Source organism: Pedobacter ginsengisoli (assembly GCF_030244015.1).
In the GTDB taxonomy this organism is placed as follows: domain Bacteria; phylum Bacteroidota; class Bacteroidia; order Sphingobacteriales; family Sphingobacteriaceae; genus Pedobacter; species Pedobacter ginsengisoli.
In genome coordinates this window covers 1,328,127-1,351,306 of sequence record NZ_JASSYX010000001.1, presented here as the reverse complement: position 1 = coordinate 1,351,306, position 23,180 = coordinate 1,328,127, and the positions used below count along the sequence as shown (strand labels likewise).

Below are 23,180 nucleotides of genomic sequence, written 5' to 3'. Positions count from 1 at the left end.
TTGTTAGGTTGAAGAACTAAATCAATTGCCATGAACAAAACAATAGCATTAGTCATGATTGTATTGGGAATCTTAATGCTGGTCTGGACTGGCTTCACCTATACCAAAAAGGAAAAAGTAGTTGACGCTGGCCCGATACAAATCTCGGCAGACAAGGAAAAGAGCGTCAACTGGCCACCATATGTTGGCGGCATTATTCTCATAGCAGGCGTGGTTATTTTGGTGACTTCTAAGAAATCGTAGTAGGCTCTATTTTGTAAATGGTCGTCTGACTGTAAACCTCTCCGGGCCTTAATATGGTATTGGGAAATGTCGGGATGTTGACCGCATTGGGATGGTGCTGTGTTTCTATACAAAATCCCTCATAAGCGTTATAACCACTGCCGTTCCTGCCATTCTTTACGTCCAGATATTTACCTGTATAAAAATGAGCAATGGGTTCAGTGGTGTATACTGCAAGAGTAAGCCCGCTTTTAGGTTCAGAGGTTTCTGATGCGAGAGTCAGCTCACCATATTCCTTATCCAATACATAGGTTTGATCGTAACCTTCTTGAGGATCCCAGTCCTGCCCTATTGGTTTAGGAGCAAGGAAATCGTGTATGGTGCCCTCTACCGGGATCAACGTTCCGTCAACAACATAATTATCATCCTGCTTCAGGTAGTTGCTTGCAGGCATTCTGTGAATATGATCTTTTACGGATCCGCCCTCCGGCGATAAATTGAAATATCCATGATGGGTCAGGTTAATTATAGTGGCTTCGTCTGTGGTTGCCTTATAATCAAGGATCAGTTCATCTTCGTCTGTTAATTTAAAAGTAAGGTCTACGGTGAGGGTTCCGGGAAAGTTCTCCTCCCCCGCAGGGCTTACATAGCGCAAGGTTAAACTGGGATCTATAGTTGATAAAACTTCCCAGACCTTTTTATCAAAGCCAGACACCCCGCCGTGCAGACAATCGGCACCATTGTTTTTTGCCAGTTGATAAGCTTTTCCATCAAGGGTAAACTGACCATTCTTGATGCGGTTGGCATAGCGCCCTACTACAGCGCCCAGGTATGGGTAAGCCGCCAAATAATCTTCACTTACATACTGATCGAATTCATCAAACCCCAAAACGATATCCTGTTTTTTACCCTGCTTATTGGTCACTACAAACTCACTTATGATGGCGCCGTAATTGTATATTTTAACATAGGTTCCTTTGGTATTGGTCAGTTCTACCGCAAGTATTTCTTTCCCTTCCACAGTTTTTCCGGTCTTGATTAGCTTCGTGTTCATATGTTTATAATAAATGTCTTTATTCTGAGTTTGAATTTACAGGATTCGGTACATAATTGTATATTAGCCCGCTTAATATTTGAGGCAATACTATCAATACTTTACCGAAACTAAAACATAAATCTGAAATATATTACAATGAAATTTGAACTGACCAAAAAATTCTCTGAAAGATACGGACAAGAACCAGCAGCACATTACTTTACTCCGGGCCGGGTAAACCTGATTGGTGAGCATATCGATTATAACGGAGGTTTGGTTATGCCATGTGCTGTAACTTTGGGGACCTGGCTGGTACTGGCTCCGAATAATGACAATGTGATCAGGTTCAATAGCCTGAATTTTGAAGAACAGGCAGAAATACAACTTGCTGACAGCTATACTAAAACAGGCCCGGAATGGTACAATTATCCGCTGGGTGTCTTCAACGAGCTGCAAAAAGAACACAGAATCCCAACAGGATTAGACCTTTTGTTCTTTGGCAATATTCCGATCGGTTCTGGCTTATCCTCTTCTGCTTCTATTGAAGTTGCCATGACTTATGCCCTGAACCACTACTTTAACCTCGGATTGGATAAAATTGAGATTCCTTTGCTTGCGCAACGGGTGGAAAACCAGTTTATAGGAGTAAACTGCGGCATCATGGATCAGTTTGCGGTTGCGTTTGGCGAAACGGATAAAGCTCTGGTGCTCAACTGTGATACCTTAAAACACAAAGTGGTAGACTGCAATCTTGGGGAGTTTAACCTGGCTATTATTAATACCAACAAACCTCGTAAACTTGCGGAGTCTAAATATAATGAGCGTGTTGCCGAGTGTCAGACTGCTTTAAAACAGTTGAATGAAGAGATTAAACTCCATAATTTATGTGAGCTTAATGCAGAAAAATTTGCATTGCACAGTCACCTGATTACCGATGAGACCGTTTTGAAGAGAGCAACTCACGTGATCAGAGAAAATGACAGGGTTGGTCTGGCAGCAAAGGCGCTGAATGAAGGTAACCTCCAGGAATTTGGCAGGTTGATGTATGCCTCACATCAGTCGCTAAAAGATCTGTATGAAGTAACAGGTGCTGAACTCGATGCGGTGGTAGAATTTTGCACAGGTTATAAGGATGTGATCGGTGCGCGCATGACCGGGGCTGGTTTTGGTGGATGCGCTATCGCTTTATTGAAAAAAGGCAGTGAGGATGATTTCACTGAAAAACTCACGGATTTTTATACTGAGCGGATCGGCTATGCACCTTCGGTATATATAAGTGAGATCGGACACGGTGCGTCAGCAATATAAATCATTTTGAAAAAACTAAAGTTAGACGAACTCCAGCGCGTAGGTATAGCAGAATTTAAAGAACAGGAAAAACTCCCGGTAGTGGTTGTGCTTGATAACGTACGCAGCATGCACAATGTCGGCTCAGTGTTCAGGACAGCAGATGGTTTTTCCGTGGCTCAGTTGATCCTGTGCGGCATTACCGCAGAGCCTCCGCATCGTGAAATAGAAAAGACTGCTTTAGGCGCAACCCAGTCGGTAGACTGGATACATTATCCGGATACACTGACTGCCATTGCTGATTTACGCAAAAGTGGTTATAAGATCGTTGCCATTGAGCAGGCTTCGGGCAGCATTATGCTGCATCAATACAGGCCTGTATTAAATGAAAAATATGCGCTTATATTTGGAAATGAAGTAAATGGTGTTAGTGATGAGGTCATGGCCGAAATTGATGAGTGTGTGGAAATTCCACAGTTTGGCACCAAGCATTCCTTTAACATTGTGATTTCTGCGGGTATTGTACTTTGGGATTTCTTTGCAAAATTGAAATTATAATTCTTCAATATAGTGCCATGGAGAACAACTTATTAAAGGCAACCGAAAACTATCAGAAATACCAGGCTGCAGAAGACGACAGAAATGTTGCCGGCAGGTAAAAAAACTCCGACTATGAAGTAAGACTGACAAACAATATTTTTTAAACCATGTTATTTGTGGTGCTATGAAAATATTTCTACTTTTTGTCCTTTCCACAATATTAGTAAGCTGCAACCATTTCGAATTTAGCCCAAACCAGTCATTTGACCGGATGTCTTTAAGAGATGTGAACGCGACAAATCTCAAAGAATTGGGTAATGGTGCAGAAGACGATACCATAAGGTTTGTACTGACTGGTGATACCCAGAAGTCCAGGGATGAAACCGTCATGTTCTGCCGGACTGTAAATGCCATTAAGGGAGTAGATTTTGTAGTTTTAGACGGTGACATTTCAGAGTTTGGGGTGCTAAAGGAAATGACCTGGATTTCCAGAACACTGGAAGACCTGACCATGCCGTACATTGCAGTAATCGGCAATCACGATGAGACTTCAAGGGGACGGGAAGTATTCCTGAACATGTTCGGACAACTTAATTATTCCTTTGTGTACGGTGGAATAAAGTTCGTATGTCATGACAGCAACAGCAGGGAGTATAATTTTAACGGCAAGGTTCCCGACATCGCCTGGCTAAAAAATGAGCTGAAACCTGCACCTGAGGTGACCGGTTATGTCGGCATATCTCATGTACCTGCAAATTCTGTAGACTTTGACAGCACCCTGGTCAAAAGCTATACTTCCGCATTTGCCCAGGCACCGGGCTTCCTGGCGTCATTAAATGCACATACACACAATCACAGTGTTTTTTATCCGGACAATTCCGGGATTCCCTATATAGTGACCGGTGCTATGGGAAAGAGCGAATTTTTATTATTAGAGATTGTTAACAACAAGTTGAGTTTTGAGCGGATATATTTTTAAGTTACAACTGATCATCTTATTGCTGCTGGCAATAAATATAAAGGTATCTGCACAGAACCTTAAGTTCTTAATCCCTGATGGCGCCGTAGTCCAGTATGCTGGTAGCATTGGTTACTTCAGCGGGGGGATCAGTTACCAGTTGTTTCCCAATCAAAGGGGAAATCTGGATCTGATGTATGGTTTTGTACCCGGCAGCAAGGGTGGTGTACTGAATATAGCCACCGCTAAATTTGCCTACAAACCCTGGAATATTAAGGTCAAAAATTGGGGTAAGATCTATCCCTTTAATCCTGGTGCATTTTTGACATATACCTTTCACAAGGATCTTTCATTAAAGTTTCCAAGTGGTCAGTATTCTCACGATTATTATTACTGGTCTGAAGCTTTGCGACCGCATATCGCATTTAACAGTGAAATTGAACTGGATGCAGATAAAGTGCTGAAAAATTCAAGAATAAAAGCTATAAGCTTCTATGGTGAGATCAATACCAATGATTATTACCTCATCAATTATCTTCAAAATATGTCGGCACTGACGATCGATGATATCTTTCAGATCGGTGTTGGGATGCGGGTTAAATTCTAAAAAACCAAGAGGGTGTCACGGTAAAAAACCGGACACCCTCTTTTCTTTTTAAAAAGGAAATATTTTATGCGTACGGAATACCGTCTTTAGAAGGCAAACTACTATGTCCCATTAAGTATTGATCTACTTTACGGGCAGCTTCCCTGCCTTCAGATATTGCCCAAACCACTAATGACTGTCCACGGCGCATATCTCCTGCCGCGAAGATTTTAGCGATATTGGTCTGGTACTTACCTTCTTCAGCTTTTACATTGCCACGGCTATCAAGTTCCACACCTAATTTTTCGATTAGACCTTCTTTCTGTGGATGTAAAAATCCCATTGCCAACAGAACCAGCTGGCAAGGCAGGTCACGCTCTGTACCTGGTTTTTCTTTAAAGTTCAGAGGCCTGCCATTGGCATCAATCTCCCATTCCACATCAACAACCTTCACCGCTTTAAGATTGCCGTCCTCATCTTTAATGAATTCTTTGGTGTTTACTCCCCAACCTCTTTCGCAGCCTTCTTCATGTGAAGAAGTTACTTTTAAAACCATGGGATAAGTCGGCCATGGCATATTCGGAGTACGTGCAGACGCAGGCATCGGCATGATCTCAAACTGGGTTACAGATTTCGCACCCTGACGGTTGGAAGTACCTATACAATCAGAACCCGTATCACCACCGCCAATCACAATCACGTCTTTACCTGTCGCCAGGATATCTTCTTCAGTTACTTCAAAGTTTTTAACACGTTTGTTTTGCTGTTTCAGGAAGTCCATCGCAAAATGGACACCTTTAGCATCCCTTCCTGTAGCCGGAAGATCCCGGGGAATGGTCGAACCGCCAGCCAAAATGATAGACTGATATTCTCTCAACAGTGTATTCAATTCTACATTAACACCCACATTAGAGTTGCACTTAAATACAACGCCCTCTTTTTCCATCAGGCTGATGCGGCGTGTTACCACATCTTTCTGCAATTTAAAATCAGGAATTCCGTAATTTAGCAAACCACCCGGTGTATCATCACGTTCATAAACCACCACTTCATGCCCGGCCTTGTTCAATTGTGCGGCAGCAGCCAATCCCGCAGGGCCTGAACCAATTACCGCTACCTTTTTACCAGTACGCAATAAAGGTGGCTCGGCTTTTATATACCCTTTACTGAAAGCCATTTCAATAATGTGTTTCTCGATCTCCTCGATGGATACCGGTGATTTGTTAATTCCCAGTACACAGGCTGATTCGCATGGCGCCGGACAGATCCTCCCGGTAAACTCAGGGAAATTATTGGTACTCAGCAAAATAGTTGTAGCAAGTTGCCAATCGCCCTTATATACTGCTTCGTTAAACTCCGGGATCACGTTGCCCAGCGGGCAGCCTGACTGGCAAAACGGAACGCCGCAATCCATACATCTCGCCGCTTCCTTATTTACCTGATCCAGCTCAAAAGCTTTTACAAATTCATTGTAATGTTTTAAACGCGCTGCAGCATCTTCTTTACCAGGAGCAGTCCTTTCATATTCTAAAAATCCAGTTACTTTTCCCATGGTTATGATATTGTCTGTTTGTTACTTTTATTCATTAATACTGCCTTGTATTCTTTAGGGAATACTTTGATGAAATGGGCCGATTGAGTCGCCCAGTCACTGATTAAAAATTTAGCAATACTGCTCTCTGTTAACTTCACGTGCATTTTCAGCAAATGATTGATGCGCAGTTCATCCTGTTCATCAAGTGGATCCAGATCGACCATCTCTTTATTGCATTTGCCGGCAAACTCTCCTTTGACATCGTAGATCCAGGCCACACCACCACTCATCCCAGCGGCAAAGTTGCTTCCGGTATCACCGATCACCAGCACTTCACCACCTGTCATATATTCACATCCATGATCTCCGAGTCCTTCTACTACCGCAGTGGCACCCGAGTTACGTACTGCAAAACGCTCACCAGCCTGTCCTCTTACAAACAACTCACCTGCGGTTGCACCATAAAGCGCTACGTTACCGATGATGATGTTTTGCTCAGGTACATATTTTACATTACCAAAAGGATAGATAGAAAGCCGTGCTCCTGATAAACCTTTACCGACATAGTCATTGGCTTCACCTTCCAGCTGAAGGGAAATACCTTTTGTAGCAAAAGCGCCAAAACTCTGTCCTGCTGAACCATTAAATTTGAAGTTAATGGTATCCTGCGGCAATCCCTGACTTTTGTAAATTTTAGATACCTCGTTTGAAAGCATGGTACCGATAGCACGGTTTGTATTCTTAACAGCAAACTCGCTGTATACAGGCTCTTTTGAAGCCAGCGCGGGTTGTGCTGCTTTGATCAGATCGTGATCCAGTATCTCAGACAATCCATGATCCTGCTCTTCAGTTTGGTATAAACTCAAGCCATTATCTTCGGCTTTGTGCAATATTTTAGAGAAATCAAGGTCTTTTTGCTTCCAGTCAGCAAGATCCACGGCACGTACACTCAATGCATCCGCCTGACCAACCATTTCCTGAATAGTCCTGAAACCGAGTTCAGCCATAGTTTCTCTCAGTTCTTCTGCCAGGAAATGGAAAAGGTTCACTACATGATCAGCCTCTCCTGTAAATAGTTTTCTCAGATTAGGGTCTTGTGTAGCCACACCAACCGGGCAAGTATTCAGATGACATTTACGCATCATGATACAGCCGGCAGTAACTAGTGCAGCAGTAGCCACACCCCATTCTTCAGCACCCAGCAACGTAGCAATTGCAATGTCCTTACCTGTTTTTAACTGTCCGTCCGTTTGCAGCACCACACGGCTCCTCAGCCTGTTCTTCACTAACGTCTGATGCGCTTCAGCCAGTCCAAGTTCCCAAGGAAGCCCGGCATGCTGGATAGATGTAAGCGGCGAAGCACCTGTACCCCCGTCAAATCCTGAAACCAGAATTACATCGGCATGTGCCTTGGCTACCCCGGCCGCAATGGTACCAACGCCAGCTTTAGAAACTAGTTTTACATTGATACGAGCAGCTCTGTTGGCGTTTTTCAAGTCAAAGATCAGCTGAGCCAAATCTTCGATCGAATAAATATCATGATGTGGTGGCGGTGAGATCAGACCTACACCCGGTGTAGCATGACGAACCTTAGCAATCCAGTCGTCTACCTTGTGACCTGGCAGCTGGCCGCCTTCTCCGGGTTTAGCACCCTGAGCCATTTTGATCTGTAGTTCGTCTGCATTGGTCAGGTAGTAACTTGTTACCCCAAAACGGGCAGAAGCGATCTGCTTGATTGAAGAACGCATAGAATCACCATTTGGCAACAATTCATAACGTAGTTCATCTTCTCCACCTTCTCCGGTATTGCTCTTTCCACCTATACGGTTCATCGCAATGGCTAAAGTAGAGTGTGCTTCGTGAGAAATGGAGCCGAATGACATCGCGCCTGTAGCAAATCTTTTTAAGATGCTTTCTACCGGTTCTACTTCACTAAGCGGAACAGCCGGACGGTTGTATTTAAATTCAAATAAACCTCTGATGGTATAAGCCTGGTTGGTCTGCTCATTGATCAGTTTAGAATATTGCTTATAAGTAGCGTAGTCATTTTTGCGGGTTGCATTTTGCAATAAGTGGATGGTCTGAGGATTGAACAAGTGCTGTTCACCTTTACGTTTCCATTTATAATTACCTCCTGTAGGCAAAATCGCATCAGGTCTGTTGGCTTGTTTAAAGATCCTGTTGTGTTTAATCAGGGTTTCCTTAGCAATTTCATCAAGCCCTAAGCCACCGATTCTCGACACAGCACCGGTAAAGTAATTGTCGACAACACTCTTATTAATACCAAGGATCTCAAAGATCTGGGCACCATGATAAGACTGCAGCGTAGAGATTCCCATTTTAGAGAAGATCTTAAGCAATCCGTTGTTTATTGCATATATATAATTACTGATCAGCTTCTCAGGAGTCATATTCAGTTCCTTCTGAAAGCCAACAATGGTTTCCAGTGCCAGATAAGGATTTACGGCTGTCGCACCAAAACCAATCAAGGTTGCAAAATGATGTACTTCCCAAACATCTCCAGCTTCGACTACAATACCAACAGCACCCCTGTGGCCCTTGCGGATCAGGTGATGATGAACAGCCGAAACAGCCAGCAAAGAAGGAATGGCAGCATGTTCAGAATCCAGTGCCCGGTCTGAAAGTATGATGACCTGGAAGCCGTCTTCAACAGCATCCACCGCGTAGCGGCAGAGCCTGTCCAGACCTTTGGCCAATGAACCGGGATTACCGTCTGCCCTGAAATAAGTTTGCAGGGTTTTAGACTGAAATACACCGGTATCAATACTCCTTAGTTTTTCCAGCTCTACATTGGTCAGCACCGGGTGCTTAATACCAACGCAATGGCATTGCATGGCATTTTCTTCCAGTATATTTCCATTGTTCCCCATAAATCCGGCGAGACTCATCACTACTTTTTCCCTGATAGGGTCAATTGGTGGGTTCGTTACCTGGGCAAACAGTTGTTTAAAATAGGACGACAGGTGTTGCGGTTTTTGAGACAAAACAGCTAAAGGAATATCAGTACCCATAGAACCGATAGCTTCTTTACCATCCTGAGCCATCGGCTTTAACAGTAAATCAACGTCCTCACGGCTATAACCAAATACCTGCTGATATCTGAAGATAGACTCCTGGGAAAGTCCGCTAAACACCACTCTTGGTTCAGGCAGCTCTTCAAGTCTGATCTGGTATTTATTGATCCAGTCACCATATGGCTTACTGCCGCATACTTGTTGCTTAATTTCTACATCACTGATGATCCGTCCCTGCTCCATATCTACTACAAACATTTTCCCAGGGGTAAGACGGCCCTTTTCAATGATCTTGCTCTGATCAAGCGCAAGCGCACCTGCCTCTGAAGCCATAATTACCATATCATCTTCGGTAATGGCATATCTCTGCGGACGAAGCCCGTTTCTGTCTAATGTCGCACCAATGATGTTTCCATCTGTAAATGAAACTGCAGCCGGACCATCCCAGGGCTCCATCAAGGTAGCGTGGAATTTATAGAATGCCTGTTTCAGTTCATCCATATCATCATTGCCATCCCAGGCCTCAGGAATCAGCATCATCAGCACATGCGGCAATGAACGACCGGAATGAAGCAACAGTTCAACAACATTATCCAAACAGCCTGAATCAGAGTTGGACTCATCAATCACAGGAAGTAAAATATCTAATTCCTGCGGTGTAAAGTAAGACGAAGCAAAAGACTTTACACTTGCCCTGAACCAGTTGAGGTTACCCTGCAGTGTATTGATCTCGCCATTATGTGCAATATATCTGAATGGCTGCGCAAGTTTCCATGACGGGAAAGTATTGGTTGCAAAACGTGAGTGGATCAGACCAAACGCGGATACTACACGCTTATCGCTCAATTCAGTAAAATATGTTCTTACCTGCAATGAGGTCAGCTGTCCTTTATAAACAATTGTCCTTGATGAAAAAGAAGCAATATAAAACTCTCCGTTAATACCTTTTACAGTATTATTGATGGTTTTTAAGAGATAATTTTTGAATACATAAAGCTTACGCTCAAAATCCGCCCCTGCTGCGACAGCATGAGGGCGTGCAATGAATACCTGCTCCATTTCAGGCTCAACAGAAAGCGCCATATTTCCAATACCGTCAGTATTGGTCAGCACCCTTCTGAAGCCCAATACTTCCAGGTTTAATTTTTCAGCAGCACGATAGATGATTTCCCTGCATTCTTCTCTTGCCTTCACATCTTTGGGTAGGAAAAGCATCCCAACGCCATAATCACCGGATTCATTCAAACTGAATCCAATTTTCAGACACTCATCATAAAGGAATTCGTGAGGTATCTGAATCATAATACCTGCGCCGTCACCTGTATTGATTTCAGCTCCGCAAGCCCCGCGGTGATCAAGATTTTCAAGAATGGTTATAGCGTCTGAGATGATCTGTTGCGACTTTCTTCCCTTAATATGGGCAACAAACCCGATACCGCAGGCATCGTGCTCAAAACGCTGGTCATATAACCCTTGGTTATCTTGTGATTGTTCCATAAGTCCGTTTAAATATTAGTTTTGGTTATAGTGTATTTATGACACTAAGATACGAATAAAAATCAAGGATTTATAATATTGGTATATTTTTTGAAAAATATGCAGTAGTTTTCAAAATGTTGATTACATAATTATCATATTAACAATATACATCGATTTCATTTACAATATTCATAATCGCGTTATTTAGAATAAATTTGCATAAGAAATACACTTTTTTTTGTCCATAAAATTGCTTTCTGAAATTATAAATATAATATTTTTTTTCATTCTTCAATCTGTTTAAGGTCAGCAGATTATGGCTGTAATGGCCAGAAACCTGAAAAAAAATAAGATTTTCCTCTTTGCGGATTGCTGTCTTTTACTACATTTGTGCCGGGCAAGTCTTTTACGATCAGCTCCTTTTGAACTCCCCCAGGTCGGGAACGAAGCAAGGGTAGAAGGTTGTAGCGATGCGATAAGAGGTGCTTGCCCTTTTTTTCTTTTCATAGTGAGATTCTCTCTTCTGTGACATATTCGAGATTTTCTTAAGAGAATCCATCTTAAATCCCTAATTTAGTCCCGCTATTATATTGATAGCATACTCATTAACCAATTGCAAATAATAAAACAACATGAAATTTTTCATTGACACAGCGAATCTTGACCAGATAAAAGAAGCACAGGACCTGGGCGTACTGGATGGCGTAACTACCAATCCAAGCCTGATGGCTAAAGAAGGAATTACCGGCGATGCTAATGTTATTGCACACTACAAAGCAATTTGTGCTATTGTAGATGACAACGTAAGTGCGGAAGTAATCTCTACAACTTTTGACGAAATGATCAGGGAAGGTGAAGCACTGGCGGCCCTTAACCCAAAGATCGTTGTCAAAATCCCTATGATCAAAGACGGTGTTAAAGCCATCAAATACCTGACCTCAAAAGGCATCAGAACAAACTGTACTTTAATATTTTCACCAGGACAGGCTTTATTGGCCGCAAAAGCAGGCGCATCTTATGTATCCCCTTTTCTCGGCCGTTTGGATGATATTTCCACAGACGGGCTACAACTGATCGAAGACATCAGATTAATATTTGACAACTACGGTTACCCGACTCAAATACTGGCTGCCTCTATCCGTGGACCATTGCATATTGTTGCATGTGCCAAATTAGGTGCTGATGTAATCACCGCTCCATTGTCAGCGATTACAGCATTATTGAAACATCCTTTAACTGACAGCGGACTGGCTACATTCTTAGCTGATCACAAGAAAGCTGCAGGCTTGTAAGATTATATTGATTACTATTAAATAAAAAAACCGGTGCATAATGCATCGGTTTTTTTATTTAATAGTATTTCCTTTCTCTAGTTTTCATTCTGCTCAGACACCTTTTTTTATTGCTGCAGAAAGCGTTTTAAATTCAGTTCCGGCAAGCACCTGCTTCACCAGTTCATAATCAATCTGCTCATCCGGCAAAATTTCTATTCCCTTCACCCCTGCCCCGTTGGCTGCATCTACATCTCTGGGTTTATCTCCTATCATTACCGACAATGACGGATCAATATCAAACATATCTATAGCATCCAGCAGCATCCCTGACAAAGGTTTTCTGCATTTACATGCTCCTGAAACCGTTGGATGGTGCGGGCAGTAATAAAAAGCAGCTATATCAGCGGATTTGCTAACGAAAGCATTTCTCAGCATTTGGTGCATCACACCAAGCTCCTGTTCAGTGTACCTGTTCAAAGCAATACCACCCTGATTCGTGATCACAATTAATAAATATCCCTCATCGTACAGTTTTTTCAATGGTGGAATCTGGTATTCAAGTATCTTAAAATCTTCCACCCTGGTTATATAATCGTATATTTCATGGTTCAATACACCATCACGATCTAAGAAAATAGCTTTATTCATTATTCAAATATCAGAATTATAATATTACTATTGGCAATGCTTGCTTAATTGTTAAACAAACACGCATCAGTCCTGTTATTAAATCAATTGTATATTTAAAAATTTACATCATGCCTTATATTAAAAAAGATCCTTCTAACAGCAGCTCTGTAAACATCTTCTTTGAAGATCTTGGAACAGGAAAACCTATAGTTTTAATCCACGGCTGGCCCGTGTCGCACGAAATGTGGGAATACCAGGTAACAGCATTGGTAAATGCCGGTTATCGCTGTATAGCCTATGACAGGCGGGGTTTTGGGCAATCGGACAGACCCTGGGCTGGCTACGACTATGATACACTGGCTGCTGATCTGCACCAGGTGATTACCACGCTGGAGCTGGAAGATGTAACACTCGTGGGTTTTTCGATGGGTGGCGGCGAGGTAGTTCGCTATTTAGGCAAATACGGTTCATCCAGAGTTTCAAAAGCAGTACTGGTAAGCAGTGTTGTGCCTCTGCTTTTAAAAACAGAAGACCATGAGGAAGGTGTGCCCCGCGAGCTATTTGACGAGATCATTGCGAATATCCACAAAGACAGGCCGGCCTTTCTCACGGAATTTGGAAAACAGTTCTTCAGTGAAGGGGTATTAAATAAGCCCGTCAGCCAGGAAATCCAGAACTGGATACATCAGCTGGCCGTGATTGCAAGTCCGAAGGCGACAGCAGATTGTGTGCGCTCATTTTCGGAGACAGATTTCAGAACTGATCTCAGCACCATTACAGTTCCTGTAATGATCATTCATGGCGATGACGACAAAACAGTTCCTATTAAAGCTACGAGCGAAATCACATCTTCTTTATTGCCTAATGCGGCATATTACAGGTTTGAAGGAGCACCTCACGGCCTGTTTATTACCCATAAAGATGAGCTAAACCAGCTTTTGCTTAATTTTATAGACTAACAATCAGTACACTATATAAATTATGCCTATATAATTTGCAGAATATATATTGTACTCCTATATTTGCACCACTTTAAACGGGAACGCTTAGAGTAAAGTTCAAAAGAACTTTGATTCCGTAGCTCAGCTGGTAGAGCATTACACTTTTAATGTAGTGGTCCTGGGTTCGAATCCCAGCGGGATCACAAAAAGAGATACTAATCAGTATCTCTTTTTTATTTTTATAAATTCCTGTTGGTCATCACTCTTACAAACTCATCTTTCTTTTTCGGCGAAATAATTACAGGAAAATCATCACTCATTACTGCATATCCCCCATCTGTTTTAAGCATTCGTTTTATCTTATTCAGATTGATGATGTGAGAATTATGAACACGCATAAAATTGTGTCCAGCTAACAGCACCTCATACTCTTTCAGGTTCTTGCTCACCATGATCTTACGGTCATCAGCAAGATAAAAAACCGAATAAGCACCCGCTGCCTCTATCCTGATAATTTCCTGCACGGGAATGAATTCAAGCTCATTAGCAAGCGACAAAGTAAGAATTGGATTGCTATTTTGCAAATGCCCCAGATTATGGATCAATGAACTTAGCAGGTGCTGCTGCGTCTCCTTCCCACGGCCCAACACTTTAGTCACCGCTTCTTTAAGTTCTTCTATATCAATCGGTTTAAGCAGGTAATCTACTGCGCTAAACTTAATGGCTTTGATCGCATAATGGTCATAAGCTGTGGTAAATATTACCGCCGGGCTCAGGCCGGACAATTGCTGAAGCACCTCAAAGCCAGTTCCCGTCTGCAGTTCAATATCCAGAAATAGAAGATCTGGCTGATGATCCCTGATCACCTTCACAGCTTCCTCAACATTACCCGCAACCGCAACGATCTGTACCCCCTCACAGTTGGCTTCAATCAGATCCTGCAGTAATTCTCTGCTTCGGACCTCATCTTCAATTATAATTGCTTTTTGCATATCACAGTTTAATATTCAAATACAGCAGAATTTTGCATACTGGAATTCACCAGGAAGCGCACAACTACCCTGGTGCCCTCAGGATCATCATCCTGCCCCATCAAGTCCTCGACATGTACAGTTATCCGTCCCGGCGTCTCCTCATTTAAAACACCAATCCTTTCTTCAAGCAGCTTTTTATAAGGAGTACTTTCATTCAATGCCCGCTTATCATTCAGCGCCTTCGCCTTTACCCTTCCGCATCCATTATCCTCAATCACACATACCAGATACGGATTTTCATAACTGAACGTTATTCTAATTTCCCCGGCCGTATCATTATTCAGAATACCATGATACAAAGCATTCTCTGCAAAATGATAAAGAATCAGTGGAGGTATACCAGATAAACCAGAAGGCAGATCAGGATCAATTCCGATCACATAATCAAACTTGCCTGTAAACCGCATTTTCTCGAGATCCAGGTAGAGCCTCAGGAACTTTTCCTCCTGCATTAAACTGATCTCCGGATCATTCGCCTGAGACAAAAGCTCACGCATAAACCTCGAAAATCGCGAAACATAAGAAAGAGAAACACTTGTATCACCCTTATTGATAAAATACTGAAGATCATTAAGTGAATTAAACACAAAATGAGGGTTAATCTGGGCCTGCAAGACACGCATGTGCAGCTTTCTGTTGATCAGTTCAATGTCCCGGTTCTGCTTTCTGATCAGCGCATTCCGCTGGAGCAATAATTTACTCAGTTCCGTTTTTATACGATACCGGTTATAAAGCAGGGCTGCAATGATGATCACAATGACAACCACCAAAATACTGATATTCCGCAGCATCTTATCCTGTTCAGCCGTCAATAATGTATTGACCAGTCGCTGAGAAACGATTTCGCGCTCTTTCATCAGCAGTTCCAGCTCAGCCGAACGCTGATCGTCCGGGCTCGTCCCCGGATCTTCCATAATGATTTTACCGATCTCAGCGCCCAGGTATTTAGACAATAACCTCGATGCGATCCGCTTACACTCAAAACCATGAAAAAATTCATCCACCACCGGCTGCCAGTCACTATTGCGTGGAAATATTCCGGATAAACCTTCACGTTCAGTGGCAAATAAATGCTGCCTCTTTACTTTAATCCCTTTTTGCAAACTCACCACGTAAACAGTAAGCGGCACATACCCAAAAGCATTTTTTTCTTCAGAGATTCGTTTTAAGATCTCATAATCATCATACTGCCTGGATATCGGAATGTCTATCCCCTTAGTAAGCATACCCAAATCTTCCTCCATTGCGGTATGGCGCATGGTATATCCCTCCAGAGAAGAAATTGTGTCCAGAAAACGTGTCTTATCGTTATAGAGCGGCATAGCATCATTGGTGACCAGCACATTCATATCCGGCATGTATGGCGGTGTAAAACGCACCTCTTTCTGCCGCGCCGGTGTAATAGAAAAAAAGGACCAGCCAAACAACCCGCTAACCCTTGCGTCCTTAATTTCCGCATAAATGTTCTCAAAACTGCTCGCATTCTTCCATTTCAGCGAAACCTCATACCCATATTTCTCTTTGATCCACTTCACAAAAGATTCCATCAGCTCATACTCCACACCCTGCAAATTGCCGTTCTTGTCGTTGAAAATAAACGGATCAATATCGTACCACAAAGCAGTGATCGTACCCCCTTTGTTCTGCCGGACCTGCTGCCAGCTATCGGTCGATTGAGCAGAAGCCTCAAGCGCACAAAAGGTAAAAGGAAGGAAAAGAAAAAAGACACACAGTTTAAAACGTATCATCCGGGTGGTTATATCAGCTAAGATAAGAAAAAGGGGTTAAAATACTTGGGGTCTCGCAGACAGCATTTTTTTATAATCCTTCGGATCAATCGGTTTAAAAAACTCGCGCAACCTGTTCTTTGATGCCATCGTACGAAGGCCCATGTCCTTCATTAGTTCGTCCAAATGCTGAAAATTGAACGGAGCAACGCAAAGACCGCTGAACTCAGCAGCAATCGGCCGCCCATCACTTCTCCATTTTTCCATACGGGCCATCTCCGCAAACATGTCATCTGCAGGAGGAAGTATAAGTTCGTCCGCCACCGTGGCAGCAAGCCAGCTTGCTGCCACCTCAGAGGTAACCGTCGTAAACAAACTTGAGTTAAATCCGACAAATCCCATTTGCGGTAAATCAGGATGCAAAATGTTCCGGTAGAGAGAAAACATCCCTTTAGAATTTGTAATCCTTTGCTGATACTGTAAACTGAGAAAAGGCAACCGCTGTCTGAAGCCAGTTCCAAATACGACCAGGTCAGCCCTGACAGATTCCCCATTTTTCAGCACAACATCGCGACCCTCAAAACGTTCAATCTCCGTACAAAAAGCGCTGATCTTTTTACTGGCCACCCGCTCAAAAAAGCCAACCGGCTCTACCCCAAGGCTACAGCTGATCTGGTCCTCAATTCTATGCGCAGGCCGCATACCACACTGCTTAAGTTTAAACTGCTTGCTCAACAGCAATTCCAGCCCCCGCCACTGCAGCCATACCACCGGCTTACCTATTGAATGCAAAACCTTCTGGAAACTTGTTTTCTTGTGTGCATCAAAGAAAGCCTCAGAAAAACGGGAGAAGAGCAAATATTTCATATTGATGAGATTACCAAAATATCTTGGAATCTTCCACTGAGCACGGCGATATATCAGCGAACAGCTTTTACTCACATCCGAAGCCATAGTAGCTATATCCGTCGCAGATTTGGCAAAGCCCACGACGGCCACATCCTTATCGCGGAGCTGATCTTCCGAAGCCACCTCAGAAGAGTGCAGAACAATACCTCCGGCATCCTTATACGATTGGATCCCCGGCAGCTCAGGCACATAAGGATCATGAAAAGTACCCGTACAGACCACAATGTAAGAAAAGGAAAGCATCTCGCCATTGTCCAATTTTAGCTGCCAAAGAAAACCATCATAGTTCATTCTTTTAACAGTAGCTCCAAAACGGATATTATAAGGCAGCAACCCAAAGTGCCTGGCATAATTCTCAAGGTATTCCTGAACCTGGGATCCCGATGGCCACATCGGATAATCGGCAGGCATCGGAAAATCAGAAAACGCATACTCATCCCTTGTTGTCTGAGTAGTAACCCCGGCGTAAGACCTTTTTTTGTTCCATACTCCTCCAACCTGATCAGACTTCTCCAAAATTGTTACCAGATAACCTTTCTGAAGGAAAGTTTTAGCAGTAACCAGGCCGCTTATGCCGGCACCAATAATTCCTATGTGTTTCATATATATAAATTTATCTATATTGCATTAAATCAACTCATTAAAATTTTCATCTCCTCAATGATTCCCTCAATCATCACCACGATTATCGCCATTCCGATCACCATATTTAGCTGTTTCCTATACTTTAGAGTCAAAAACAGACATCAGATCCGGCACTACGAACAACAGATCGCAGACCTGAAAGACATTGCCTGGCGCGCTCAAATGAATCCTCACTTTCTCAATAACTGCCTCAATAACATTAACTCATTTATTCACAAGCTGGACAAGGAAACTGCTTCCAACTACCTCACCTGCCTGTCCCGGCTGATGCGTAAGACCCTTGAATATTCTGACCAGCCTAAAATAACCCTGGCCCAGGAACTCGATGCCGTAACCAACTACATTAAACTGGAACAGCTTCGCTTTGGGCCGGATATTGACATTAAAATATCCGTTGAAGAACAATTGCAAATCGAAAACATTCAGGTCCTGCCCTTCTTTATTCAGCCCTTTCTCGAAAATGCAATCCTGCACGGCGTCCTCCCAAAGCAAAACAAAGGGAACATCAAAATCAACATTACGGCACCAGAGCCCCAGATCCTATCCTGTTCAGTAACCGACGATGGAGTGGGACGGAAAAAAACCAATAAATCCCCAGTAGAAATACCCACGGCCAAACGTTCAATGGGAATGTCCATTACCTGCAGGAGAATAGAATTATTCAACAGGATACATGGACAATCCCTGCCCCTTACCATTCATGACCTTACAGATCAAAACGGATCAGGAACAGGAACCTCCGTTGAGATAAAGCTTGCGTTAGTTTCAGATGATCTAAATATTAGTTAATCGTTAACCCATGCATTGTTATATGCCGTCTGAACAATAGTATTGATGTCTCTTTTGGCACCTTCATCTGTCGAATTTATTGCCAGTGCCAGTTCTACTTTGTTCGGAAATTTCATAATCAGCGTACGCAGACCAGGTGTCTTCTTACCGCCCCCGGCATACAGCAAACCACCATGCCCCAGCGCTATGCCATCTGAAACTGCGAATACCCTGTTATATCCGATCCGCTCAGAATCCATAATGTCCCTGATGTCGATATCGATCACCGCATCAGAATGGACCAAATAAGCAATCATCCGCGCCATTTGAACGGTAGTCAGATAAAAACCACCCGCACCACTGCTTTGTGTCCAATCTCCTAAAGATTCCCCTTCAAGGGCTGCAGGAGCTTCGTTTAACATCATGTTGGTCGTTCTTCCCGGAGTAGGCATACAAACCGAAGCTACACCGGCAGGATTAAAAACAAGGAGATTCATTTGCTTCACATATTCCTCCCCCATCCAGATATCAAATTCCGCATCAGAAAGTTCCGCTTCTTTTGAATTAAACAAGCCACTGTTGACCAGCTTTGGAATCATGGCCCTGAACAGCGCAAAATTCGCATTGGCATAACTTGGATCCTTTGTGCCCGGAGGAACAGTCGCTACGACATTTTTCAACGTTCCCCAGCTCGTTCCGGACGCACGTATTCCCGAAGTATGCGTAAGCAGTTCCTTAAACTTCAGGTTGGCAACCGTACTGTTCTTTGGCCAGCTGGCAGGCAACCACTGGCCTATCTTGCTTTCGATATTGAGCTTTCTTAATGGCAGCAATTTGAGTACAGCAACAGCTGTAAAATGTTTGGTCACACTGGCAATGTTCACCTCAGAATTTACGGATGCAGGAAAGGTCACATTGGACCTGTTAAACCCACCAATACCAGCTACAGCACTGTCAGCCCACTGGCCATTCTTGTTGATGATGAACTGGTAACCCCTGGCAGCGGTGAGCTGCTGTTTAAGACCCTGTTTGAACAGTTCTACTTTAAAAACTTTGTCATTGGATTTGATCGGGAGACCTTTTTTACACGATGTAATGGTCGACCCCATTGCTAGTGCCAATCCGGCAAACAGAATAAATTTTGTTGTTGTTTTCATTGTTTTATTTTTTTAAACATTAGTGAATGATGACAACAAAAGTAAATTCATTCGCATCCCGTGTTTATGCCACTTTACCAAACAGGGTTTTCAATTAACGGCTGTATGTTTTGAATAAATTTATGTATATTCCACCTGCCGATTACATGTGCCCGAAATGATCAGGAAGTACTAAATAACCCAAAGATGACAACATTTAAGCTTTCCGTAAACAACAAAGAAATGTCTGCCGAAGCGGATGCAGATACACCACTGTTATGGATCCTCCGGGACCACCTTAACCTGGTTGGAACAAAGTATGGATGTGGTGTAGCACAATGTGGTGCCTGCACAGTCCACATCAATGGGAAAGCTATCCGTTCCTGCCTGTACCCGGTCTCAGCTGTCGGCAACAATAAAATTGTGACCATAGAAGGTCTAAGTGTCAATGGCGACCACCCTGTACAACAAGCATGGGAGGAATTTGATGTTGCACAGTGCGGTTACTGCCAGTCAGGACAGATCATGGCCGCCGCCGCATTATTAAAGCGAAACCCAAAACCCACGGACACCGATATAGATGCAGCGATGACCAATATCTGCCGTTGCGGAACACATGTGCGCATGCGCAAAGCCATTCATGCAGCTGCCGGGAAAGGAGGAACAGCAAAATGAGCACCATCCCTTCCATTTCCAGACGAAATTTCCTTAAGGTATCAGCCATCGCAGGCGGCGGTATGCTGGTCGGCTTTTCCATGATTGACAAAGCAGATCCCGCACTTACAGCAGACGAATTCACCCCCAATGCTTATATAAAGATAACCCCGAATGGTACCATCACACTGATGGCACCAAACCCGGAGATAGGTCAGGGCGTAAAAACATCGCTGCCTATGATCATTGCTGAAGAACTGTGCGTTGACTGGCAAAAGATCAATGTAGAGATCGCAGCGCTGGATGCGAAATACGGGAACCAGGTAGCTGGAGGCAGCGGCTCAGTACGCGGCAGATTCGAACCATTGCGAAAAGTAGGCGCCACCGCAAAGACCATGCTGGTAACTGCCGCGGCTCAAACCTTAAATGTTCCGGCAGAAGAATGTCATGCGGAAAACGGATCAGTAATTCATAAAGCAAGCGGCAGAAAATTATCTTACGGATCGCTGGCATCAAAAGCCGCCACACTGCCTGTCCCTTCCGATGTTAAATTGAAAGACCCTAAAGACTTTAAGATCATCGGAACAAGGGTTAAAGACATTGATGTAAAAAAGATCATTACCGGAAAACCCCTATTCGGTATCGATACACGGCGCGAAGGCATGCTTTTCGCAGTCGTGGCACGTTCTCCTGCTTATGGTAAAAAGCTCAAATCGTTTGACGATACGGAAACCAGGAAACTGACCGGGATCAAGCAAGTACTGCAAATAAAAAACTCAGTTGCAGTACTCGCCACTTCAACCTGGGCCGCCAAAAAAGGACGTGATGCACTTTCATTGGAATGGGAAGATGCAGGCAAACTGGAAAGTACTGCCGACCATGATGCAGCATTCCTGAAGATGCTCAGTAAAAAAGCACCCGATACTTCAAGAAACGACGGCGATGTAGAAGCTGCGATGACAGCATCACACCAGGTATTAGATGTCACCTACACTACACCGGTAGTATCCCACGCACAAATGGAGCCGCTCAATTTCTTCGCAGACGTTCGCAATGGAAAAGCAGAATTGTTCGGACCTACCCAGGTTCCCGGGTCGCTTCGCAGCCAGGTAGCCAAAGAACTGAATATAGCGCCCGAAAACATATCAATTGGACTTCCCCGTCAGGGAGGAGGGTTTGGAAGAAAACTGATGCCCGACAACGGCGTTGAGGCTGCACTCATTTCGGCAGCTGCAAAATGCCCTGTACAGGTCCAGTGGACACGGGAGGATGACATGCAAAATGACTTTTACCGTCCAAGCGCAGCTTTCCGGTACCGCGCAAGCTTTGAAAACGGAAATCTGCTGGCCTGGCACCAGTCCTCAGTCTGGCTCAACCGGGGCAACAATAGCGACACCTATCCGGCAGGAGCACTCCAGAATTTCCGGGCAGAAAGTCAGGGACTGACCACAAACATACCTATGGGCTACTGGCGGGCACCCGGTCACAATGTGCTTGGTTTTGCTGCCGAGAGTTTTATGGATGAAGTATGTCACGAACTTAAAAAGGACCCTGTAGCCTTTCGTCTGGAACTCATGGAAAAAGCGAAACAGCAGCCTGTTGGAAAAATAAGCTATGATCCGGACAAATTCAAAAGTGTGATCGAACTGGTTGCCGCAATGAGCAACTGGGGTAAAAAACAAGCCCCCGGCACATTTCTTGGTTTTTCTACCTGGTTTTCGTTCAACACGTACATAGCAGAAGTAGTTGAGCTTAAAATCATTAGCGGCAAGCCCAGGGTCCACAAAGTCTACTGCGCAGTGAATTGTGGCAAAGTAGTGAACCTCAGCGGCGCAGAAAACCAGATACAGGGCGCCATTATTGATGGCATCGGGCATGCAATGCTGACTAAGATTACCTTTGACAAAGGAGCTGTTGTAGAGACCAATTTTGGCAACTACCGTTTTCTGAGAATGAAAGAGACCCCTTTGGATGTTGTTGTAAAATTTGTTCCGTCAGAAGCCCCACCAACAGGTCTTGGAGAACCCGCCCTGCCACCGGTAGCCGCGGCACTGGCCAACGCTTTATTCGCGGCCACCGGAAAGCGCTTCAGAAAAATGCCTTTTGATGAAGCATAGGAGATATACTCAAATTTGTTTGTAGCTTTGGAAAACATTAAAATTCCTCATGGCAGTATTGCATAAAAAAGAAGAAAAGATCCAGGTTGTGTTAGGTAGACTTCCAGAAGATTACACCAACAAAGAGTTTATTGACACATTTATCCAGCTTTATTCCAAAGACTGGGGCAAGATCAAAGCAAACTACCTCAAACAATCGCAGGATAAATTACCAGGAACGGTCGTTACCATGCCTAAACCTGACCTTTATCTGCTGAGCCTTTTAAACACTTACCTGGAAAACCAAAAGAAAAAATAAACTACCCTATCAAACCCGGTCCATTATTACCATTATGAGCAATACCAACAATGCTGCAGCAACCGAGCAGATTTCCCACAATGTATATTTTGAAGGCAGAGTACAAAGCCTTGGCCTAAATACTGAAAAAGGCAAGGCAACTGTAGGCGTGATGAGACCCGGAACCTATACATTTTCCGCTTCTTCTCCGGAGCGAATGATGGTAGTATCCGGCATTTTAAAAGTAACACAGGCTGAGGGCAGCTTTATCAGCTATAAACCGGGCGAAGAATTTAATGTGCCGGCAGGATCAAGCTTTGAAGTAACCTGTGATGCTGATGCAGCATACATCTGTTATTACGGGTAATCCCGTATCTTTTTTCAAAATTTT

20 protein-coding genes, 1 tRNA gene and 1 other RNA gene are annotated in these 23,180 nt (G+C 43.6%); 14 read left to right on the top strand and 8 right to left on the bottom strand.

Features of this window, described 5'->3' with window-relative positions:
* The first annotated feature begins 30 nt into the window (after nucleotides 1-30).
* A complete protein-coding gene (locus tag QEP08_RS05830; RefSeq protein WP_285056542.1) occupies nucleotides 31-243 on the top strand; it encodes a hypothetical protein in 213 nt (70 codons plus the stop codon).
* On the opposite strand, the gene QEP08_RS05825 is transcribed toward QEP08_RS05830, so the two are convergent.
* Nucleotides 230-1,276, bottom strand: coding sequence for an aldose epimerase family protein (locus tag QEP08_RS05825; RefSeq protein ID WP_285056541.1), 1,047 nt, complete (start codon nucleotides 1,274-1,276; stop codon nucleotides 230-232). The genes QEP08_RS05830 and QEP08_RS05825 overlap by 14 nt on opposite strands.
* A 138-nt stretch (nucleotides 1,277-1,414) precedes the next feature.
* Between QEP08_RS05825 and QEP08_RS05820 the strand changes: the two genes are divergently transcribed.
* The 4 genes from QEP08_RS05820 to QEP08_RS05805 all read left to right on the top strand — a co-directional run bounded on the left by QEP08_RS05820 (nucleotide 1,415) and on the right by QEP08_RS05805 (nucleotide 4,650).
* A complete protein-coding gene (locus QEP08_RS05820) occupies nucleotides 1,415-2,566 on the top strand; it encodes a galactokinase (RefSeq protein ID WP_285056540.1) in 1,152 nt (383 codons plus the stop codon).
* A gap of 6 nt (nucleotides 2,567-2,572) precedes the next feature.
* Nucleotides 2,573-3,103, top strand: coding sequence for an RNA methyltransferase (locus QEP08_RS05815; RefSeq protein WP_285056539.1), 531 nt, complete (start codon nucleotides 2,573-2,575; stop codon nucleotides 3,101-3,103).
* Nucleotides 3,104-3,269: 166 nt separating this feature from the next.
* On the top strand, nucleotides 3,270-4,064 hold the full coding sequence (locus QEP08_RS05810) for a metallophosphoesterase family protein (protein ID WP_285056538.1): 795 nt from the start codon (nucleotides 3,270-3,272) through the stop codon (nucleotides 4,062-4,064).
* Nucleotides 4,045-4,650 (top strand): hypothetical protein, encoded by a 606-nt coding sequence (locus QEP08_RS05805; RefSeq protein ID WP_285056537.1) that lies wholly within the window; start codon nucleotides 4,045-4,047, stop codon nucleotides 4,648-4,650. Before QEP08_RS05810 ends, QEP08_RS05805 begins: the two co-directional genes overlap by 20 nt.
* 64 nt (nucleotides 4,651-4,714) lie before the next feature.
* Here QEP08_RS05805 and QEP08_RS05800 read toward each other — a convergent pair whose 3' ends face one another.
* The gene (locus QEP08_RS05800) at nucleotides 4,715-6,181 is read right to left on the bottom strand and encodes a glutamate synthase subunit beta (RefSeq protein ID WP_285056536.1); all 1,467 of its coding nucleotides are present in this window, start codon (nucleotides 6,179-6,181) and stop codon (nucleotides 4,715-4,717) included.
* A gap of 2 nt (nucleotides 6,182-6,183) precedes the next feature.
* The gene (gltB, locus tag QEP08_RS05795; RefSeq protein WP_285056535.1) at nucleotides 6,184-10,695 is read right to left on the bottom strand and encodes a glutamate synthase large subunit; all 4,512 of its coding nucleotides are present in this window, start codon (nucleotides 10,693-10,695) and stop codon (nucleotides 6,184-6,186) included.
* Nucleotides 10,696-11,072: 377 nt separating this feature from the next.
* On the opposite strand from gltB, the gene ffs reads away from it, so the two are divergent.
* Both ffs and fsa read left to right on the top strand, forming a co-directional pair.
* Nucleotides 11,073-11,172: signal recognition particle sRNA small type (gene ffs, locus QEP08_RS05790), an RNA gene on the top strand.
* A 137-nt stretch (nucleotides 11,173-11,309) separates the two neighbouring features.
* The gene (gene fsa, locus QEP08_RS05785) at nucleotides 11,310-11,969 is read left to right on the top strand and encodes a fructose-6-phosphate aldolase (protein ID WP_285056534.1); all 660 of its coding nucleotides are present in this window, start codon (nucleotides 11,310-11,312) and stop codon (nucleotides 11,967-11,969) included.
* A 93-nt stretch (nucleotides 11,970-12,062) separates the two neighbouring features.
* Here the strand turns inward: fsa and QEP08_RS05780 are convergent, their stop codons facing one another.
* Nucleotides 12,063-12,599, bottom strand: coding sequence for a D-glycero-alpha-D-manno-heptose-1,7-bisphosphate 7-phosphatase (locus QEP08_RS05780; protein ID WP_285056533.1), 537 nt, complete (start codon nucleotides 12,597-12,599; stop codon nucleotides 12,063-12,065).
* Between the two features lie 110 nt (nucleotides 12,600-12,709).
* Between QEP08_RS05780 and QEP08_RS05775 the strand changes: the two genes are divergently transcribed.
* Together QEP08_RS05775 and QEP08_RS05770 are read left to right on the top strand one after the other, a co-directional pair.
* Nucleotides 12,710-13,540 carry an alpha/beta fold hydrolase gene (locus tag QEP08_RS05775; RefSeq protein ID WP_285056532.1) on the top strand — a complete coding sequence of 277 codons (831 nt, stop codon included), beginning with the start codon at nucleotides 12,710-12,712 and terminating at the stop codon, nucleotides 13,538-13,540.
* 112 nt (nucleotides 13,541-13,652) lie between these two features.
* Nucleotides 13,653-13,725 (top strand) — tRNA-Lys (locus QEP08_RS05770).
* 36 nt (nucleotides 13,726-13,761) lie between these two features.
* On the opposite strand, the gene QEP08_RS05765 is transcribed toward QEP08_RS05770, so the two are convergent.
* From QEP08_RS05765 to QEP08_RS05755, 3 genes are read right to left on the bottom strand one after another with little or no spacing between them, the layout of a single operon-like run.
* Nucleotides 13,762-14,514 (bottom strand): LytR/AlgR family response regulator transcription factor, encoded by a 753-nt coding sequence (locus tag QEP08_RS05765; RefSeq protein ID WP_285056531.1) that lies wholly within the window; start codon nucleotides 14,512-14,514, stop codon nucleotides 13,762-13,764.
* An 8-nt stretch (nucleotides 14,515-14,522) separates the two neighbouring features.
* Nucleotides 14,523-16,304 (bottom strand): histidine kinase, encoded by a 1,782-nt coding sequence (locus QEP08_RS05760; RefSeq protein WP_285056530.1) that lies wholly within the window; start codon nucleotides 16,302-16,304, stop codon nucleotides 14,523-14,525.
* A gap of 36 nt (nucleotides 16,305-16,340) precedes the next feature.
* On the bottom strand, nucleotides 16,341-17,795 hold the full coding sequence (locus QEP08_RS05755; protein ID WP_285056529.1) for a flavin-containing monooxygenase: 1,455 nt from the start codon (nucleotides 17,793-17,795) through the stop codon (nucleotides 16,341-16,343).
* 57 nt (nucleotides 17,796-17,852) lie between these two features.
* Here QEP08_RS05755 and QEP08_RS05750 point away from each other — a divergent pair, with 57 nt between their 5' ends.
* Entirely contained in the window at nucleotides 17,853-18,626 is a 774-nt protein-coding gene (locus QEP08_RS05750; protein WP_285056528.1) for a sensor histidine kinase, read from the top strand.
* Here the strand turns inward: QEP08_RS05750 and QEP08_RS05745 are convergent.
* The gene (locus QEP08_RS05745) at nucleotides 18,623-19,762 is read right to left on the bottom strand and encodes a serine hydrolase (protein ID WP_285056527.1); all 1,140 of its coding nucleotides are present in this window, start codon (nucleotides 19,760-19,762) and stop codon (nucleotides 18,623-18,625) included. The genes QEP08_RS05750 and QEP08_RS05745 overlap by 4 nt on opposite strands.
* A gap of 186 nt (nucleotides 19,763-19,948) precedes the next feature.
* Here QEP08_RS05745 and QEP08_RS05740 point away from each other — a divergent pair, with 186 nt between their 5' ends.
* Genes QEP08_RS05740 through ppnP form a run of 4 tightly spaced genes read left to right on the top strand, consistent with a single transcriptional unit; the run spans nucleotide 19,949 to nucleotide 23,156 of the window.
* Nucleotides 19,949-20,416 carry a (2Fe-2S)-binding protein gene (locus QEP08_RS05740; RefSeq protein WP_285056526.1) on the top strand — a complete coding sequence of 156 codons (468 nt, stop codon included), beginning with the start codon at nucleotides 19,949-19,951 and terminating at the stop codon, nucleotides 20,414-20,416.
* The gene (locus QEP08_RS05735; protein ID WP_285056525.1) at nucleotides 20,413-22,512 is read left to right on the top strand and encodes a xanthine dehydrogenase family protein molybdopterin-binding subunit; all 2,100 of its coding nucleotides are present in this window, start codon (nucleotides 20,413-20,415) and stop codon (nucleotides 22,510-22,512) included. Before QEP08_RS05740 ends, QEP08_RS05735 begins: the two co-directional genes overlap by 4 nt.
* A 49-nt stretch (nucleotides 22,513-22,561) precedes the next feature.
* Nucleotides 22,562-22,810 (top strand): hypothetical protein, encoded by a 249-nt coding sequence (locus QEP08_RS05730; RefSeq protein ID WP_285056524.1) that lies wholly within the window; start codon nucleotides 22,562-22,564, stop codon nucleotides 22,808-22,810.
* Nucleotides 22,811-22,844: 34 nt separating this feature from the next.
* Nucleotides 22,845-23,156: a pyrimidine/purine nucleoside phosphorylase gene (gene ppnP / locus QEP08_RS05725; protein WP_285056523.1), complete on the top strand. Its 312-nt coding sequence runs from the start codon at nucleotides 22,845-22,847 to the stop codon at nucleotides 23,154-23,156.
* Nucleotides 23,157-23,180 lie beyond the last annotated feature (24 nt).

Coding starts and splice junctions, on each gene's coding strand:
- QEP08_RS05830 (WP_285056542.1), top strand. CDS start 31: ATGAACAAAACAATAGCATTAGTCATGATTGTATTGGGAATCTTAATG.
- QEP08_RS05825 (WP_285056541.1), bottom strand. CDS start 1,276: ATGAACACGAAGCTAATCAAGACCGGAAAAACTGTGGAAGGGAAAGAA.
- QEP08_RS05820 (WP_285056540.1), top strand. CDS start 1,415: ATGAAATTTGAACTGACCAAAAAATTCTCTGAAAGATACGGACAAGAA.
- QEP08_RS05810 (WP_285056538.1), top strand. CDS start 3,270: ATGAAAATATTTCTACTTTTTGTCCTTTCCACAATATTAGTAAGCTGC.
- QEP08_RS05800 (WP_285056536.1), bottom strand. CDS start 6,181: ATGGGAAAAGTAACTGGATTTTTAGAATATGAAAGGACTGCTCCTGGT.
- gltB (WP_285056535.1), bottom strand. CDS start 10,695: ATGGAACAATCACAAGATAACCAAGGGTTATATGACCAGCGTTTTGAG.
- fsa (WP_285056534.1), top strand. CDS start 11,310: ATGAAATTTTTCATTGACACAGCGAATCTTGACCAGATAAAAGAAGCA.
- QEP08_RS05780 (WP_285056533.1), bottom strand. CDS start 12,599: ATGAATAAAGCTATTTTCTTAGATCGTGATGGTGTATTGAACCATGAA.
- QEP08_RS05775 (WP_285056532.1), top strand. CDS start 12,710: ATGCCTTATATTAAAAAAGATCCTTCTAACAGCAGCTCTGTAAACATC.
- QEP08_RS05765 (WP_285056531.1), bottom strand. CDS start 14,514: ATGCAAAAAGCAATTATAATTGAAGATGAGGTCCGAAGCAGAGAATTA.
- QEP08_RS05760 (WP_285056530.1), bottom strand. CDS start 16,304: ATGATACGTTTTAAACTGTGTGTCTTTTTTCTTTTCCTTCCTTTTACC.
- QEP08_RS05755 (WP_285056529.1), bottom strand. CDS start 17,795: ATGAAACACATAGGAATTATTGGTGCCGGCATAAGCGGCCTGGTTACT.
- QEP08_RS05750 (WP_285056528.1), top strand. CDS start 17,853: ATGATTCCCTCAATCATCACCACGATTATCGCCATTCCGATCACCATA.
- QEP08_RS05745 (WP_285056527.1), bottom strand. CDS start 19,762: ATGAAAACAACAACAAAATTTATTCTGTTTGCCGGATTGGCACTAGCA.
- QEP08_RS05740 (WP_285056526.1), top strand. CDS start 19,949: ATGACAACATTTAAGCTTTCCGTAAACAACAAAGAAATGTCTGCCGAA.
- QEP08_RS05735 (WP_285056525.1), top strand. CDS start 20,413: ATGAGCACCATCCCTTCCATTTCCAGACGAAATTTCCTTAAGGTATCA.
- QEP08_RS05730 (WP_285056524.1), top strand. CDS start 22,562: ATGGCAGTATTGCATAAAAAAGAAGAAAAGATCCAGGTTGTGTTAGGT.
- ppnP (WP_285056523.1), top strand. CDS start 22,845: ATGAGCAATACCAACAATGCTGCAGCAACCGAGCAGATTTCCCACAAT.